Here is a 16,873-nt window from a genome sequence, read left to right on the forward strand (position 1 = left end):
TGCCCCCTAGAAGAATCAATGCTTTTTATAAGTTAAAAGTAGATAAGAATCCAATGCCTCATGTCTTGATTCATGATTTGAAACCTTCAATTGTGGTATCCAAAGAATCGAACCTGTACCATCTGTAACAATGGGCCAAGTGCTTCTATCCTTAAGTGGGATTTTAGAATCAATAAATATATCTTTTATCTTTTTGGTCCCACTCATACCTTTAGGATGAATTCGGTCTCCATTCATTCTTGTTCGAATAATAATTGGAAATTCGATTTCTGACGGGTTCAACAAACATTTATTGAGACCATCTATTTCTTTTGTAGTATCAACATACTCTAACGTAATTGTACTACCATTAGGTAATTGAGCAGATCCAGGATATTCTAATTCGACCCGAAAAGGTTCAGCTTCCCTTTGTGTAAAATGAAACTCACACAGTTGATAGGATCGATTAATATGAAGACCTTCTGGAAAATCTAGCCTTCCCGAAGGATGAGGACTTTTTAATAACATCATGATTAAATCAATATGTAAAGCAGATAAGGACGAAGGTCTTACCTTATAAAGATAGTTTAATATTAGTTGAATACCTCTTCTTTGTAAAGGCAGAGGTATTGCTAGAAACTTTTCAGTATATAGGGTAATTTGTTCAACGTCTCTGCTTTTCAATACTTTATTCATTTCATTCACAGTTAATTCCTCTAGAAAGGCTTCATCTTGATAAAGTTCCTCACTCATCCTCTGAAAATGTTCATGTACAGCAGGATTTTCATTTTTTAAGAATGGTACAACCTCAAGTCTAAATCGATTTCGGCTATAATATGGCTTTTGATTACTAGGGTCTCTTCTAGGATTTAATTCATGCATCAAACAATATTGTTCAATTTCCTCTTTGTTTACTGCTAAAAGTGGACGTATGATCTCACCAATTGAGAAAGGACGCGTTATCGCAATCCCTGCTCTAGCTTTTCCAGAGCTTCCCCTCGTCATTCTCATCAGCATAGTTTCGATTTGATCATCGCCATGGTGACCAAGAATAAGGTAGTCAGATTCAAATTTCCGCATCATTGTCTCAAAGTATTCATAACGGCATTCTCTGCCAGCTACCTGAGTTGATTTACCAGTCTCCTTCATATAATCTGTCACATTAATTTGTGTCCATTCGAAGGGAATATGTAATGTATGGCAAAATTCCTTTACAAATATTGCCTCCAAATAAGATTGTTCCCCACGAAACATATGATCCACATGTACAGCTATTAGATTTAATCTCCAACTGTCACGTTTCCTCCAAAGATAATGAAGTAATGTTAACGAATCTGGCCCTCCTGAAACACCAACTATCACCTTTTTTCCAAACAGTGATATGGAATGTCTCTCTAAAAACGCTTCAACCTTTTGTTCTAACATGATTTTCTTCCTTAAATTGTTTTTTAAAATTAACTGATTTGTATTTACTCCCGAGATTGTCTATACGTTTTAAATTGACAAAGGTTTCAATTTATAGCTTATTTTTTTAAAAAAATAGCTCTTATAATTTCTCAATGACATAAAAGGCATACAGAAGGGTGACGAAAAATACAATAAAAACCGTTTCAAGTATTCCTTTACTCTTTCTTTTTTTCTTTTGTAATTGTCGTTGTTGTGGAGCTTGATTTTGATGATTAGGCGTATTTGCTGCATAAGTGTTTGAACGACTTATTGATACTGATGATGTTTTTGTTCTTGTTTGAGTTTGTGTTCTAAATTGCGCTCGAGTAACTCTTGATGAGTTTGACTGGTCTTCACCAACTATATACAGTAACTGCTTTCTCATTTCTTTTGCAGTTGTATAATGCCCTAATAATGCAGACAATATAAAATTCTTATATTTGGATAGCTCCATTTTTTCATTTATCGCCTGAGTTAGTTGATTGATTCCACCTGTCGTTTTATTAAACCTTTTAGGATAGGAAGTATTTATCATGATCATAGCTACAGCAAAGAGGTCGTATTTCGGATCTGCTTTTCTTGAGCCTAACCCCCAATAGCCTCTGTCATAAAACTCGGTAAATTCTTTTATTGCCCTTCCTTGAATCGTCGTACCCCCAACATCAATACAACGAATCTTTGGTGGTGGACCCGTAACAATTAAGTTTTCAGGCTTTAAATCACCGAATACCCAGCCACTAGAATGTAGTTTTTCTAAATCTGATAATAATTGAAGTACCAGAACTGGCATCCAAGACTTTCCCTTCTGCTCAACAAACTCCAAAAAGCTTAATCCATGAATATATTCCATTACGTAAAAGGAAATGGTTCCAGTTCCCCTTACCCAATCATCTACATCAAGCAAAGAAGGCCCTAGGGTAGACCCCTGGACCTTAGCAAAGGATTTTAAAACGTTAACCTCCGAGGTAATGGACATACCGTTATCACTTAACTTCAATGCCACATATTGATTTTTACTTTGAGCTAAATACACAATCCCATTTGCCCCAAAGCCTAGTTCCTTTGTAATTGTATATTGGTTGTGATGCCATTTCCCAGTGATAACCTGACCGACATTTAGCTTACACTGATTCTTCAAAGAATGATTCATCATCACGGCCTAACAAACTCCTCAATGAGCGTTTTTTCTTAAATGAAGACAATGCTTCGCGAATAGCTGGACCTGTTGGGGTTAGCCCACCAGTAGTTAATTTCGGGAAAATACTCGTTAAAGCTTCAAGTTTCGGGGTCCAATCTAGCAATTTTTCGACATCATTCTGTTTCCCGGGAAATACTAAAACGGAGTACTTATTTTCTCCAGAACGCGCGTTAAGACTAAGGGATAAGTCTAATAAAGCGTCTTTAACAGTCGGTAATTTATGCTTCATACTCGCACTAGAATCGACAAGAATCAACACCTCTAATTCGACAGTTTCTGATAGGTCATCGACAACCTCCATAACTTCGCCTCTTTTGTCAGGAGGTAGATCTTCAACTGATTTTGAAGAGCCCAAAATTTGTTGGAGCTGACGATTAACCACACCGTATAAGGTTTGATTCATTGCTTTGCGTGTTACCATTTGAACGGTGTGAGCGAGTTGGGTTGCATAGACAATTTGACTAACTCCTCCACCTGATAGGGCAATTCCTTCTATCTCTCTTTTTCCTTGCTCATCAATAGTATCTTGATCGACAACTCCAATAACATTTACCGTTATATCTTGCTCTTTTGCCAGTGCTGCCATGGCAATTGGATCTTCTCCTGAATTCGAACAACCATCTGTTATTAAGAGAATTTGTTTAATTTTTCCCGTATTCATAAATAACTCCCCTCCATGGTAAAAGTATTACCATTTTCGACGAATAGGAGGGGATTTATACATATTAATAGTCTTATTGGATAAATTAAATGGTTATGCCCTTTTACGTTGTTTTTGAACGACTGGTATTGTCGCCCACTTCGGTGTATTATGTTGAATTTTCGCTACTATAACTGTCATATCATCTTCAATGGAACCTGCCCGCGAGCGAATAACCTCCTCCATAATCAGATCGGCTATTTCCTGTGGCTTATTGGTTTCGAGTTCGGAAATTTTACGTTTCATCCACAAGTCAAAGTTTTCTACGTGCTTAGGTCCCTCAAAGACCCCATCACTCATCATGATCAATAAATCACCTGCTTTTAACTGCTCACTTACCACATCTACATCAAACTCTTGAATAATTCCCATTGGTAAGTTACTAGCTTGAATTTTATTTACCTTTCCTCCCCTTTTTATAAAACTAGGTGTTGAACCAATCTTCAAAAATTTAACTGAAGCATTTTGCATATCTATCATCGCTAAATCAAGTGTCGAAAACATTTCATCTGTTGTTCGTAAAGAAAGAACCGAATTAACCGATTTAATAGCCACTTTCTCTTCAATTCCAGATTGGAGAATTTTTTGTAATAACTGTAACGTTTCCTGACTTTCATAATGGGCTCTTTCACCATTTCCCATCCCATCACTAATGGCAATCGCATACTTCCCTGAACCTAATTCAATCATCGAATAACTATCACCTGAAACTAATCCACCATCCTTTGCAGCATGTGCTACCCCTGTATCAACGGAATAAGCTTTTGCTGAACGAAAGGTAACATGGCAAAATCCGTTTGGATACGTTGCACATTCTTCTGAATTCACAACAATCGTTTCACCTAAAATATCTGATAGCATTGGAGCAATTAATTTTTCACATTCACCATGCCCTTGGCAGTAAGGTATGGTCATATCAATATCAACATTCCCTTGATCTAAACTATAAATTTCAACATGCTCAATATGAACACCAAATTCTTGTAATGACTCTAGTATTTGCTCTTCTTGTTTATGATGATTTTCACGTTCTCTTTGAATCTCTTTTGCGAAATCGCCCATGACCTCGGAAACGCCTAACAATTGCTCTGCGACAAGGCGTCTACTCTCTTGTACCTGCCTTTTGAGCTTTTGATTGGCTTGAAAGAACGTTAACTCCTGCTGCATGGCATCTATGACTCTTTTTGATCGGGTACAGTGCTTGTCCCAATCTCTCATTAATTTCCCTGAAACTACTCCATTATTTTCATCCATTTCAAGCATAATATCTCGCATTTGGTCATAGGTTGTATTAAAGTTCTTTGTCCAGCACTGTTCCTTTTTAAAGCAAGTCTGACACGTTTTTTCCGTGACATTACTTAGGAAATAATCTAATTCTCTTTCAGAATCTAACTCTTCAACCTTACCATCAATATTTGAAAAACTATTAGAAAGCGCTTCAAAAACAGTTGAAAACTTTTCTACTCTTTGAGCAGTAACATCTCGCATTTTTCTCATATATTGCTGCTGTTCAGCCATATGCTCGGTTGTACCTGGAATGAATTTTGCCACTCTCGCTGTAAATAGCTGTGGAGTTAGAAGGAATAAAGCAATCGCAACTATTGTTTCTAGAATTGTAATAGAAATCGATCCAATACCTTCTCCATACATACCAATAAGGAGTGTAGCGATAAATAGACCTAAGGAAACACCAATTTTTTTCCCTTCTTTGAGAAGTCCCCCTAGTACACCTGCAAATGCCAGTAAACTCATATGATAGAAACTGGAGATATTCGCCAGACTGAAAATTAAACCGGTGACAACCCCGACTGTTGAACCGAGGGTCGCTCCAGCAACAAATGAAAAGATTAACACTAAGTATCTAGATAAAATATGCTCTACTGATAAATCGTATATTTCCCAACCAATCGTTCCAGTCATAACGGAAGCCAACATAATGATTAAGCAAACAATCTCTTCCGTTTTTAATGCTTGTTTTCGCTTACTAAAGGTTAGTAATGGAATACTTTGTATAAAAATAAGCGTTAGTATAAACCCTAGACTTGCTTCTACGCCTGCCATCATTCCATCATACAAGCTCACTTGACTTGTTAAAATGAAACTCTCAGCTGCACTACCAATTAAAAGAATAAAAAAAACAAAGAACGGCAAAACCTTCATTTCATTTTTTATAAAATTTCTTAGTAGTTTGTAGACTATTAGAAATAAGGCTATTGTGAAAAATGTATAGGATGCTTGAACGATTGATAGAGTTGCCGCACCAGCTACTAGACCTATCAGAGCTATTGGGGCTTTGTCCCTTCTAATAAAGTAGACTGCTGCAAAAAATGGTAGACAAAACGGGGTTAGCTTTGCTAGTATCAACGCTCGTCCTAACAAAAAGCCAATCAATAGGAGGAGGAACCCTTTACGGACCAAAATGTTTTCTAGCTTTAATTGAAACTTTTTTAACCCTTTTGATAAATTCATATGAGAACGTTCAAACGTCACTTCACCAATCGGTTCGATTAAATTCCTTTCTACTTTTTCCATTTCGACTACACTCCCCATTTTAATATCGTTAGAAATAATTATAAAAGTCAAACTATTAGAAGTTTGTCAAAATGGAGGACAGGCAAATATATTTTGTTCGACTGATTTCTTGTTGAGGAAACAAAATCAAACAAAAAGCGGAAGCGCCTCGATCAGCCCCGACAAGCATAAGACGCTCCATGAAAGAAGGCGTTCTTTGCCTTCATTCATGGAGTGGCTTATGACCTCGAGGGGCTAGGCGCTGCAGCTGGATTACGACAAATAACATCGAATTTTGTTTTTAAAAAATATTTATTGACATTATTATTTGTCGAATGTATTATATTCATTGTGCCGTTATTGTGGCGGTGTAGCTCAGCTGGCTAGAGCGTTCGGTTCATACCCGAAAGGTCGGGGGTTCGAACCCCTCCGCCGCTACATATGATGAAAAAGAGGAATCGCTTTGCGAATCCTCTTTTTTTGGCTATTTTTATTCTTGGTTAGGCTTTTATGGATAGTTTTATGATTTCAATGGGTGGTTATCTCCTTCAGAAGCCTTATGAAGAACACTATGATTGTTTTTCGTGTGTGTTTTGTCCTTAAAAACCCTTATAAAAGACAGTTTCCGAATCCCAGTATGTGGTTTTGTCCTTAAAACCTATTAAACCAACAATATCCTATAACAAACTTAAAATAAAAAAACAGGCCCATAACAGACCTGTTTAACTTTAAATGTATAAAGAGTGAGCAGCAAGTTAACCGCGTTTAGCTCCTCTACCGCCACGTTTTGATTCGGTATGACGTTTTAGAGAGGATAAACGATCTTCACTATCCTTTAGGAAACGAGCCATTTTAGATTCAAAGTTCTCTCTAGTTCCACCTTGGCCACCACGGTCATTGGGTCTACCTTGGCGAGGACGACCGCCGCCATAACCACCACCGCCGCCACCACCGTATGATGGACGTTCTGGTCTTGATGGTCTTTCCGGTCTTTCTGGTCTTTCCGGTTGTGGTCTATCTTTTGCCTTTTTAATCGATAATCCAATCTTACCGTCTTTTTCAACATTGATAACCTTTACTTCAACCATGTCACCAACTTTTAGGTGGTCGTTGATATCCTTTACGTAGTTATCCGCAACCTCACTAATGTGAACCAAACCCGTTGAACCTTCCGGCAGCTCCACAAACGCTCCGAAATTCGTAATCCCTGTTACTTTACCTTGTAACTTGCTGCCTACTTCGATTGACATAAAAAGAAACTTCCTCCTTAAAGATTAAGAAATCATATTACTACATATTATACAGAATGTAAAAAATAAGTGTCAATAAGTCAACTATTGGGAGGACTTTTCCTCTTCTTCTTTAGGAAGATTGAATATTATTTCATTTTCCTCAGATAAAAAGTACTCTTTTCTAGCTAATTTTGCAATGTACTCATCGTCATTCAATTTTACAATCTCTTCTTCCAATATTTGTTGCTGTTTTTCTAGACCGGAGAGCTGCTTTTGTAACTGCTTTTTTTCTGCTTCCTTTTCTTCTAAGGCAGACAATTGTGATATATAGGTTGAAATCATAAAAAAAGAAATGACACCAGCTAGGACAACATAAGCTGCTAATCTACGATAAAGAAGCTTGCGCTTTCTCGCAGAGGATAATTCCGCACTTTCCTGTTGAATAGCATACTGTGTTTGAAGTTTGGCTATATTCCTTGACCTGATAGCGCTCAATTCTTTACCTCCCTACTCTTTCGGCTTTTTTGGCTTTTTCCAGGCTTTCACCCATCTATGGAAATAATTCTTGATTCGTAAGAAAAGTCCTGCTCCTTTATTATATAACTTCTCGACGGATTTTTTAACCTTTTTCGGCACAAGTTTCCATAATAATGACAAAATCCACAGAATAATCTTAAAAATGATACTTAAGACCCATTTGATTATTCTATAAATAAGTCGAATCAGAGCCAACAATCCTTTATATAATGCAAAAAATAGCGAAATGATAAGACCGATTATCCAAAATATTGGCTTCCAAACAACATAAATAAAGGTTTTTTTGCCAAAAAGGTAAGTAGAGATACAGATTTGGATTAGTATTTCTAATAGACTTAAGTAAAGACGCTTAAATAAGCTTTGGTAGGCTGCGAAACCACATAATAAGGCTAGAAATATATAAAACCTTATTTCCCCCTGGTTTACAAGAAATAAGGTATAGAAAATAGATAAGCCTTGGGCCAGCCAAAATAATAAATCATTAATAAATACAAACCACCGTTTTCTTTTAGGCCGATTTAGAAATCTTTGATAAGTATCTAGGGAGGTACCGAATAGTACCCCCATACCTACCATGGAAAGCATGGTAATAAACTGAGTCGAAAGTGTCATCGAAATAACTTGCTAAAGAATCCTTTAGCCTTCTCCCCATGATGTTCATCCAGATACACAAGATCAAAGATTTTTCCCTTAATCGATACGATTCCTTTGTCCACATCCAAGTTTTTCATTTGAAGGTTTTGTCCTTTGATCACAAGAATCCCCATTACTGTTTCTAACAAAAACTCTTCATTATCAAAGCTCTCAACCTGTTTTACACCTGTGATATCAAGTAAACGTCTGCCTCTCATAATCACATCATGCTCTTGGACTGTACCTTTAGGATTATTATTCGTGTCATAAAATTGGCTCATTCTTTTCCCCCCATATTCCTTTACAAGGTAAAACCTTTTTGTACAAGTTTATGAGTGAGAATGAAAATTAGAACAAGCTATTAAAAAAAGCGGAAGCGCCTTGATCAGCCCCGACAAGCATAAGACGCTCCAAGTAAGAAGGCGTTTTTTTGCCTTCTTACTTGGAGTGACTTGTGACCTCGAGGGGCTAGGCGCTGCAGCTAGATTACTAAAACTCCGTTTCCATTTCAATTCGTTCTTCTTTAATAATTGTATACATCTCAGCCGCTTCTTCCTTCTTACTTGTTTCCTGCACACGATCGATTCTTACAACAACGAGTTTGTTTCCAAACTGTACAGTTAACTCGTCACCTTCTTTAACATTGGAGCTTGCTTTTGCTTGGATTCCGTTAATGGAAATACGCCCCTGATCAGAAACTTCCTTTGCTAATGTTCTACGCTTAATTAATCTAGAAACCTTTAAAAATTTATCTAATCGCATAGATTTTATCTCTCCTTTTTTAAGGCTATTTTCGCAAAAATTGTTGTTTTTCGAACTTAATCTAAACCCGTTTTTAATTTAGGCTTCGGGGCATCTTTTCGTCATTGATCGAAGTTTTATGTGCTATATCTTTTTTTGTTTATTATGTTAGTAGCAATAGCAACAAAGTTTACGAAAAGAGCCTTGTTTAAAGACCTTGTTTTTTAGCCTCATCCCAATACCGGTCAAGCTCTTCCAATGAATAGTCTCTAAATACTTTTCCGCTTTCTATCACACGCTTCTCAATATATTGAAATCGGCGTTTAAATTTCTCATTAGCTCTAAAAAGCGCTTCCTCTGGTTGGATTTTTAAAAACCTGGCCACATTGACGAGAGCAAAGAGGATGTCACCATATTCGTCCATTAATAATTCGTCACTAACCGTATTCTTTCCTAGTTCTTCTTCTAATTCTTTAATTTCTTCCTGTACCTTATCAAGGGCTGGACCTATGTCATCCCAATCAAAGCCAACACTAGCTGCCTTTTTCTGAATCTCATAGGCACGAATGAGATTAGGTATTTCATAACCAACACCGTCAAGAAGCGATTCTACTTTACCTTTTTCTTGCCTTTTTATGTCATCCCAAATGGTCACAACTTCTTCCGCATTTTGAGCCTTTTCTTTACCGAATACATGAGGATGCCTTCTAACCATTTTGTTCGATAGACCTTCTATCACATCATCAATAGTAAAAAACCCTTCATCTTCTCCTATTTGGGCATGGAGCATGACTTGAAGCAGAACATCCCCTAATTCTTCAATCAATAGGTCTTCATCTCCACGATTAATCGCATCAATTACCTCAAAGCTTTCTTCGATTAAGTATTTCTTTAACGATTCGTGTGTTTGCTTCTTATCCCATGGACAGCCATCTGGCCCTCTTAATGTTGCAATAATATTTCTGAGGTTAGAAAATTGCTTTCTCAATAAAACTTCTTCTTTTACCGGTGGAACATATAGGGAGGTTAAATTATTTAACGTCACTTCTCGATCTAATTCATAGAGTTGGACTTCTTTTATACTCTGTTCGCCACTACCGGCAGCCGTTACAATTGTTACAGGATATTCATCCGGAAGCAACTCCATTAACGTAAGCTTGACTTCAGAAGCAACAAAACGATCATATACCTGGGAAACAATCATATGTTGCTGAATCTGAAGTTGTTCTTTCTTGAACGATGTTCCATCGAGAAGCTGAAACCCTTCAACAGGATCAATTTTAAGCGCTTGGAATAAAGCATCGATAAAACTTTGACCACCACCAATTTCAACGGTTATTTCCCCACTCTTTTGAAGCTCTAATAGAATTTGTACCGTTCTTTCTGCGACAAGTGGATGACCTGGAACAGCATAAACGACAGGACCGTCATTTGCTTCTTTTAATAACCTCCGACAAATTTCTTCATAGACAGCTTCGAACTGGTCATTTGCTTCATAAATATCGTCAAAGGAAGTATAACCTACCCCTTCTTTTTCCAGCTCTTCCACAACAGGATGTTCTTTTGTCCGTAAAAATAAGCGGTTATGACTTAAAAGCTTTTTATAAACCCCTAATGGTAATTGGTTTAGATCACCTGCACCTAAGCCAATAATTTCAATTTTTTTCTTTTGCATGATTTTTACTCCTTTTCTTTTCGAGTTTGGAAATACAGGAGCTTACTTCCAAAGGGTAATAAGGCTAAATCTTCTGATTGAATCATTTTCACTCGTAGAATGACAAATATAAATAGGATACCTCCAATAGAAACCCCACCAAATGCTTGAATCGCAGCAAAAAGACGATTTGAATCAAACCATTGATCTAATGGTTGAATCACAAACAGATACATTTTTAATATAAAAAACATAAGCATAGAGGTTCCTGTTAATTTAAGCAAAAATACTCCTGATACTAGCGGTTTTCTAACAAGCATCGCAAGCTTCCACCATAAAAGTAACATACACAAGCCCATACTAATATTTGTTGAGATAGCCGCTCCTATAGGACCAAATTTTGTAATGAGTAGGATATTTAGCACGTACTTCAAAACGAAGGTTAACAGGATCACGATAGCAGGGAAGAACATGAATCCTAATCCCTGTAAAATGGCTATAACAGTTAATGTCACAGAGCCAAAGAAAATGACCGTTGTTAAAACTGCCAACACCGAAGAACCAGCTTGATTCTCATACAACATCACATTTGTAGGTTGAATGATAGCTAGTAAGCCCACGGTAGCTGCAGCTCCGATAATCAAACTTATTTGTACAGCAAAACTAATTTTCCCCTGTAAGTTTTCATTTGCCTTCATTCGTTCACTAGAAATGACGGGTACTAATGATAATGACATGGATGTAGCTACAATAGTTCCGAGCTGGATTAATGGTTGACCGCGATCATATACTCCCTTTAGGCCTTTTGCAGCTTCTAGTTCAACACCATTAGTAACTAAAAGGGAAAGCATATTAAGAGAATCAGCTAATTGTATGAAAATTATAACCATACTACTAATGCATACTGCAAAACCCTGTATCAATAAGAGTTTGATGACTTTTCCTAGGTCATAAAATAGCTGTATATTCCTTAATTTAATCGAATAGTTTGCATCCTTCGTTTCTTTCAGGAAAAAGGTAATCAGGATCAAAATGGCAACTAACCCGCCAGTAACTGAACCAAATGCTGCTCCACCACCGATAACGTAAAGTGAAAAACCTTCTCTTGTAAACAGAATCGCTACAGTTAATATCGTCATTACCCTAATTAATTGCTCGCCTACTTGGGAAACTGCCGTTGGAATCATATTCCCTATCCCTTGGAAATATCCCCTTAAAACAGAGATAATTGGGAAAACGAGGAAGACAACAGAAATTACTCTAAATAGAAGAGTTAAGCTTGGGTCGTCCATTTGGTTAGCAAGCCATGAAGCCCCAAAGTATAAGATTAAAAAGGAGAGAATCCCTAGGATTGATAAAACCAAATAGGATAGGGCTAAAAATCGGAAAGCTTTTTCCATTTGATTCTTTTCTTTTAGTTCAGTGAAATGCTTCGATATAATGACTGGGAACCCATATGTAGATAACACTAATGCTAATCCATAGAAGGGATATACTTGCTGATATATATAGAACCCTATATCCCCAACAATGTTTTGAAAGGGGACACGGTAAAATGCACTTAATATTTTCGTTATGAGGGCACCTAGTGTTAAGATAAATGCTCCTTTAAACCAATCATTTGAACTACGATTGGGCCGCACTAGCCCAACTCCTTCCAATTTTGAATTTCGAAAGTATTATAGCACATCACTACCTTAAATGTTTATTTGCATGAAAAAAGGTAGCGAATCGCTACCTCATTTTCATAGTTATTTAACTTTCCATTTGTCTTGCTAAGAAGCCTGCTGCAGTTTCGACTGCTTTTTTCTCCACTTCGCCAAGGGTACCTTCCTTAGCATAAATGACTACTGCTCCAATTGGATCTCCATTTGCAATGATTGGCCCAATTGTGTAGGAAGATACAGGTTCTTCATTTCCTTCTATTAACGCTAGATCACTCTGTGTCGTTACTAGAACAGCATTTCGATCTTCCATTTTTTTCTCAATGATTTCACCAATGTTCTTATTTAAATAATCTTTTTTCGAGCTTCCTGCTACTGCAATATACGTATCTCGGTCACAAATTAAAATAGGATTACCTAAACTGTCATATAACGCTTCAGCATATTCTTTTGCAAAGTCCCCTAACTCACTGATAGGGGAATATTTTTTTAATATTACCTCGCCATCACGATCAACAAAAATCTCTAATGGGTCGCCTTCACGGATACGCAAGGTTCTGCGTATCTCCTTAGGTATTACTACACGACCCAAATCATCAATTCGACGAACTATACCAGTTGCTTTCATCCAACGTTGCCTCACTTTCATCTGATGATTGATTTTGGAAACGGCTTCAACACTTTGTTCAAAGCTCTTTTCGTAACTTTGTCGCTATTTTGACATCATTCATTCCATTTACTTTTATTTACGGCTCCATTCGTGTAGAGAAAGCTTACGAAAAGATGCCAAGAAGTAGAATTATGAACGTGTTCTTCATTATTCGAAAAGCAACAATAGATGCGAAAACAACTTTGGTTACTTGAAATCATCTCCAAGTTTGAACTTAGTATCTTTCATCTGGAAAGTTCTATACACAATCAAAGATTTTTTCTCTATTGTAAGGTTTTACCAAAAAATAAAATATTTAATGTAAAAGAAAGCAGCTTCCGTTATACAATACCCTTTTTATACCTTTTGAAACCAGAAATTCAAGAAATTTATATGACGCCTTCCTTTTTGGATTCATACATAACCTTAAGCATTTCAAAGGCAATTTCTAACCATTTATCTGGAGCAATTCCTTTTGTTTTAATGGTCATTTTGAATTTCTTTCCTTCCATTCCTAATCCGATTATTCTTGGATAGTCATTGCTCTTTTTAAAGACTGTTTCTCCATCCATTGTAGCTGTTCCCATTTCCGAAGTTAAAATGGTTACTTCATCCTTCGATTGCTTAATATGTTCAACCCCAGACTGTAGGGCATATACCTTCATTTCAGCAATTTGGAATAAATAGCCCACTTCATCAGGGTACTCTCCAAAGCGATCCACCATTTCATCTTGAAGCTCTTCGACATCCTCTAGGTTTACAAGTGCCCGGAAGCGTTTATACATCTCGATTTTTTGATGGCCATCTGAAATATAGGTGTCTGGAATATAGGCATCTACCTCTAGATCAATCTCAACACTTGTTTGTTTTTCGAACTCGTTGCCACCCTTTCGTTCTTCAATCGCCTCTTTTAACATTTGAGAATATAGATCAAAACCGACGGAGTCGATAAAGCCATGCTGTTGGGCTCCTAAGAGGTTACCAGCACCACGTATTGATAAATCTCGCATCGCAATTTTAAACCCTGAACCAAGCTCAGTAAATTCTTTAATAGCTTGTAATCGTTTTTCAGCTATTTCTGTTAGAACTTTATCTTTGCGGTATGTGAAGTAAGCATACGCGACACGGTTAGACCGACCAACACGCCCTCTAAGCTGATAAAGCTGTGAAAGTCCCATACGATCAGCATCAAAGACGATTAACGTATTTACGTTTGGAATATCTACGCCTGTTTCAATAATGGTCGTGGAAACAAGGACATCATATTCTCCAGCTAAAAACGAAAGCATAACGGATTCAAGTTCATTTTCTGTCATTTGTCCGTGTGCACAAGCAACTCTAGCTTCTGGAACGAGCATCGATATTTCTTCTGCTTTACGGGTAATATCCTCAACGCGATTATAAAGAAAGTATACCTGTCCATCCCTTGCTAACTCACGTTCAATCGATTCTCTTACAAGCCCACCATTGTATTCCATTACATAAGTTTGGACTGGGAAACGATTTTCAGGTGGAGTTTCAATTACAGACAAGTCCCTTACTCCTAGCATAGACATATGCAAAGTCCGCGGAATAGGTGTAGCGGTTAACGTTAACACATCGATATTTGTCTTTAATTGTTTAATTTTTTCCTTATGTGTCACTCCAAATCGTTGTTCTTCATCAATGATAAGTAGGCCAATATCACGATAGATAATATCCTTAGATAACAAGCGGTGGGTACCAACAACCACATCCACTGTGCCGTCCTTTAAGCCTTTGATTGTTTCATTTTGCTGCTTTCTTGTTCGAAAACGGCTTAACAAGCCAATATTGATTGGGTAATCCTGAAATCTTTCTCTCATTGTTTCAAAATGCTGCTGTGCAAGAATCGTTGTTGGTACTAAAAGAGCTACCTGCTTTCCGTCAGCAATCGCTTTAAATGCTGCACGAATAGCAACCTCTGTTTTTCCATAACCGACATCTCCACATAGTAAGCGGTCCATTGGTCTTTCTTTTTCCATATCCCTTTTAATCTCATGAATCGACCGTAGCTGATCTTCCGTTTCTTGATAAGGAAAGTTCATTTCAAATTCCCTTTGCATATCCCCGTCTGGTGCAAATGCATACCCACGAGCTGCTTCTCTTTCGGCATACAGTTTAATCAAGTCATCAGCAATATCCTGTACAGAGGATTCAACCTTTTTCTTAACTCGTTTCCAATCCGTTCCACCAAGCTTATATATTTTCGGCTCCTTACCCTCAGAGCCTACATATTTCTGAACTAAATCAATTTGGTCTACAGGAACATATAATTTATCAGATCCTTGATATCGGACGTGTAAATAATCTTTATGGATTCCATTAATCGTTAACGTTTCAATTCCTAGATACTTACCAATACCGTGATTAACGTGAACAACATAGTCACCCACTTTTAGTTCTGAGTAACTTTTAATTCTTTCTGCATTAGAAAGCTTTTGTCTACGATTTGACTTTTTTGTAGTTTTTTTATTAAATAGCTCCTGCTCCGTTATGACTACAAGCTTTTGCAGTGGAAGCTCAAACCCCGTTTGCAAACCACCCTGGGAGATTTGTACCACTCCGGGTAATACTTGTTCGGTATTATTTACCGTAGCAGCCTCTATATCATAGTCCTCTAATACCCTATGAAGCTTTTTCACTCTATCTTCATCTGGTCCTAAAAGAAGAACGGAAAACTTCCCTTTCTTCCATCGGTCAATTTCTGATTTAAGCACGTTCATTTGTCCATGGAAGCTTTGCATTTGTTTACAAGAAACATTAAGGATATTTTGTGGATTAGTATTCGGGACATGTCTTAAGAATAAGGACAAATACACAATCGGATGAGGCTGTTTATGTAAAACTCCTGTAAGCTGATGTGAGATTTTCACATCATGAACCATCATTCCCTCACTTAAAAGAGATGTGTACCATTCCGCTTCTTCTTTTTCTAATGAATCATTCATTTCATGAACTCTACTAATTTCATCTATAAAAATAAGACCTTGTCGAGGTAAATAGTCTACTAAACTATTCTGATAGGCAAATGATAAATATTTAAATAGCTGATCTGGCTTTTGACCGTTTCTTAATTGTTCTAGTTCATATCCAATATTTTGGCTTAGCTTTGTCTTTAACTTTACATCCTTCAGTTTTGTTAAACTGGTAGCTAGGCTATCCTGAAGCTTTTGAATGATGATATGAAATTGATCATCTTCTATCGGTAATTCGGTAGCAGGACCTATAATAATTTCCGTAATCTTATCCTTTGAACGTTGATCTTCTAGTGAAAAATATCGAATTGAATCAACTTCGGTATCAAACAATTCAATACGAATGGGGTCAAGCTCTGTTAGCGGATATATATCCAAGATTCCTCCGCGCATACTAAACTCTCCGGGCGTAGACACCATACCAGCACGCACATACCCCATCCTTACTAATCGGAGTAACAATGCCTCAATATCAACTTCTTCCCCCGTGGTAAGTTTAATTTGATAGTGAGACCACTGTTCCTTTGATGGAAGAATCTTACGCAAGCCTGCCATTGGAGCAATCACGATTCCATTTTTATTCTTACTCCAATAATTTAAAGCTTCAATCCTTTGCGCTTTGAGCTCAGGACTTGCAATACTCATTTCTGCAGCGATTAATTCATTTGCAGGATATAAGAAAACCTCTTTTTCCCCAATAATACTTACTAAATCATCATATAGCTTTTGTGCTTGAAGTAGATTATGAGTGACTACTAATAATGATTTTTGCGTTTGCTCGTAAATGGAAGCTAAATATAAAGTACGTGCTGAGCCTGAAAGCCCAGCGACTAATTGTTCTTTTAAGCCTTCTTGCATTCCGTTTATAATCGTTTTCAATTCTTCCTGTTGCGAAAAACTGTTGATTAGTCCCTTCATAAGTGGTCCTCCTCT

General features: G+C 37.2%; 14 protein-coding genes and 1 tRNA gene. 2 read left to right on the forward strand and 13 right to left on the reverse strand.

What is annotated here, in order from left to right; translation table 11 throughout:
- Nucleotides 1–15: 15 nt before the first annotated feature.
- From tilS to spoIIE, 4 genes are all read right to left on the reverse strand, one after another.
- Nucleotides 16–1,404: a tRNA lysidine(34) synthetase TilS gene (gene tilS, locus LRP83_RS19185; RefSeq protein ID WP_230498320.1), complete on the reverse strand. Its 1,389-nt coding sequence runs from the start codon at nt 1,402–1,404 to the stop codon at nt 16–18.
- A 121-nt stretch (nt 1,405–1,525) separates the two neighbouring features.
- On the reverse strand, nt 1,526–2,578 hold the full coding sequence (gene prkT / locus LRP83_RS19190; RefSeq protein ID WP_230498321.1) for a serine/threonine protein kinase PrkT: 1,053 nt from the start codon (nt 2,576–2,578) through the stop codon (nt 1,526–1,528).
- Complete coding sequence (locus LRP83_RS19195) at nt 2,547–3,284, reverse strand: VWA domain-containing protein (RefSeq protein ID WP_230498322.1); 738 nt, start codon at nt 3,282–3,284, stop codon at nt 2,547–2,549. The genes prkT and LRP83_RS19195 overlap by 32 nt, the downstream gene beginning before the upstream one ends.
- 93 nt (nt 3,285–3,377) lie before the next feature.
- Nucleotides 3,378–5,855: a stage II sporulation protein E gene (gene spoIIE, locus LRP83_RS19200; RefSeq protein ID WP_230498323.1), complete on the reverse strand. Its 2,478-nt coding sequence runs from the start codon at nt 5,853–5,855 to the stop codon at nt 3,378–3,380.
- 343 nt (nt 5,856–6,198) lie between these two features.
- On the opposite strand from spoIIE, the gene LRP83_RS19205 reads away from it, so the two are divergent.
- Nucleotides 6,199–6,272 (forward strand) — tRNA-Met (locus LRP83_RS19205).
- Nucleotides 6,273–6,589: 317 nt separating this feature from the next.
- Here the strand turns inward: LRP83_RS19205 and LRP83_RS19210 are convergent.
- The 8 genes from LRP83_RS19210 to spoVT form a co-directional block, all read right to left on the reverse strand.
- Nucleotides 6,590–7,084: a S1 domain-containing RNA-binding protein gene (locus LRP83_RS19210; protein WP_230498324.1), complete on the reverse strand. Its 495-nt coding sequence runs from the start codon at nt 7,082–7,084 to the stop codon at nt 6,590–6,592.
- Between the two features lie 84 nt (nt 7,085–7,168).
- Nucleotides 7,169–7,561 (reverse strand): FtsB family cell division protein, encoded by a 393-nt coding sequence (locus LRP83_RS19215; protein WP_230498325.1) that lies wholly within the window; start codon nt 7,559–7,561, stop codon nt 7,169–7,171.
- A 12-nt stretch (nt 7,562–7,573) separates the two neighbouring features.
- Nucleotides 7,574–8,215, reverse strand: coding sequence for a spore cortex biosynthesis protein YabQ (gene yabQ / locus LRP83_RS19220; RefSeq protein ID WP_230498326.1), 642 nt, complete (start codon nt 8,213–8,215; stop codon nt 7,574–7,576).
- Nucleotides 8,212–8,517, reverse strand: coding sequence for a sporulation protein YabP (gene yabP / locus LRP83_RS19225; RefSeq protein WP_230498327.1), 306 nt, complete (start codon nt 8,515–8,517; stop codon nt 8,212–8,214). The genes yabQ and yabP overlap by 4 nt, the downstream gene beginning before the upstream one ends.
- 208 nt (nt 8,518–8,725) lie before the next feature.
- Nucleotides 8,726–8,998 carry an RNA-binding S4 domain-containing protein gene (locus tag LRP83_RS19230; RefSeq protein ID WP_230498328.1) on the reverse strand — a complete coding sequence of 91 codons (273 nt, stop codon included), beginning with the start codon at nt 8,996–8,998 and terminating at the stop codon, nt 8,726–8,728.
- A 187-nt stretch (nt 8,999–9,185) separates the two neighbouring features.
- On the reverse strand, nt 9,186–10,652 hold the full coding sequence (gene yabN / locus LRP83_RS19235) for a bifunctional methyltransferase/pyrophosphohydrolase YabN (protein WP_230498329.1): 1,467 nt from the start codon (nt 10,650–10,652) through the stop codon (nt 9,186–9,188).
- Between the two features lie 5 nt (nt 10,653–10,657).
- Nucleotides 10,658–12,274 carry a putative polysaccharide biosynthesis protein gene (locus LRP83_RS19240; protein ID WP_230498330.1) on the reverse strand — a complete coding sequence of 539 codons (1,617 nt, stop codon included), beginning with the start codon at nt 12,272–12,274 and terminating at the stop codon, nt 10,658–10,660.
- Between the two features lie 112 nt (nt 12,275–12,386).
- A complete protein-coding gene (spoVT, locus tag LRP83_RS19245) occupies nt 12,387–12,923 on the reverse strand; it encodes a stage V sporulation protein T (protein WP_290369588.1) in 537 nt (178 codons plus the stop codon).
- A gap of 89 nt (nt 12,924–13,012) precedes the next feature.
- Between spoVT and LRP83_RS19250 the strand changes: the two genes are divergently transcribed.
- Nucleotides 13,013–13,159, forward strand: a complete 147-nt coding sequence (locus LRP83_RS19250; protein ID WP_230498332.1) for a hypothetical protein — start codon at nt 13,013–13,015, stop codon at nt 13,157–13,159.
- A 174-nt stretch (nt 13,160–13,333) separates the two neighbouring features.
- On the opposite strand, the gene mfd is transcribed toward LRP83_RS19250, so the two are convergent.
- On the reverse strand, nt 13,334–16,858 hold the full coding sequence (gene mfd / locus LRP83_RS19255) for a transcription-repair coupling factor (protein ID WP_230498333.1): 3,525 nt from the start codon (nt 16,856–16,858) through the stop codon (nt 13,334–13,336).
- Nucleotides 16,859–16,873: the final 15 nt, after the last annotated feature.

The organism is Pseudoneobacillus rhizosphaerae (assembly GCF_917563885.1).
Classification (GTDB): Bacteria; Bacillota; Bacilli; order Bacillales; family Cytobacillaceae; genus Pseudoneobacillus; species Pseudoneobacillus rhizosphaerae.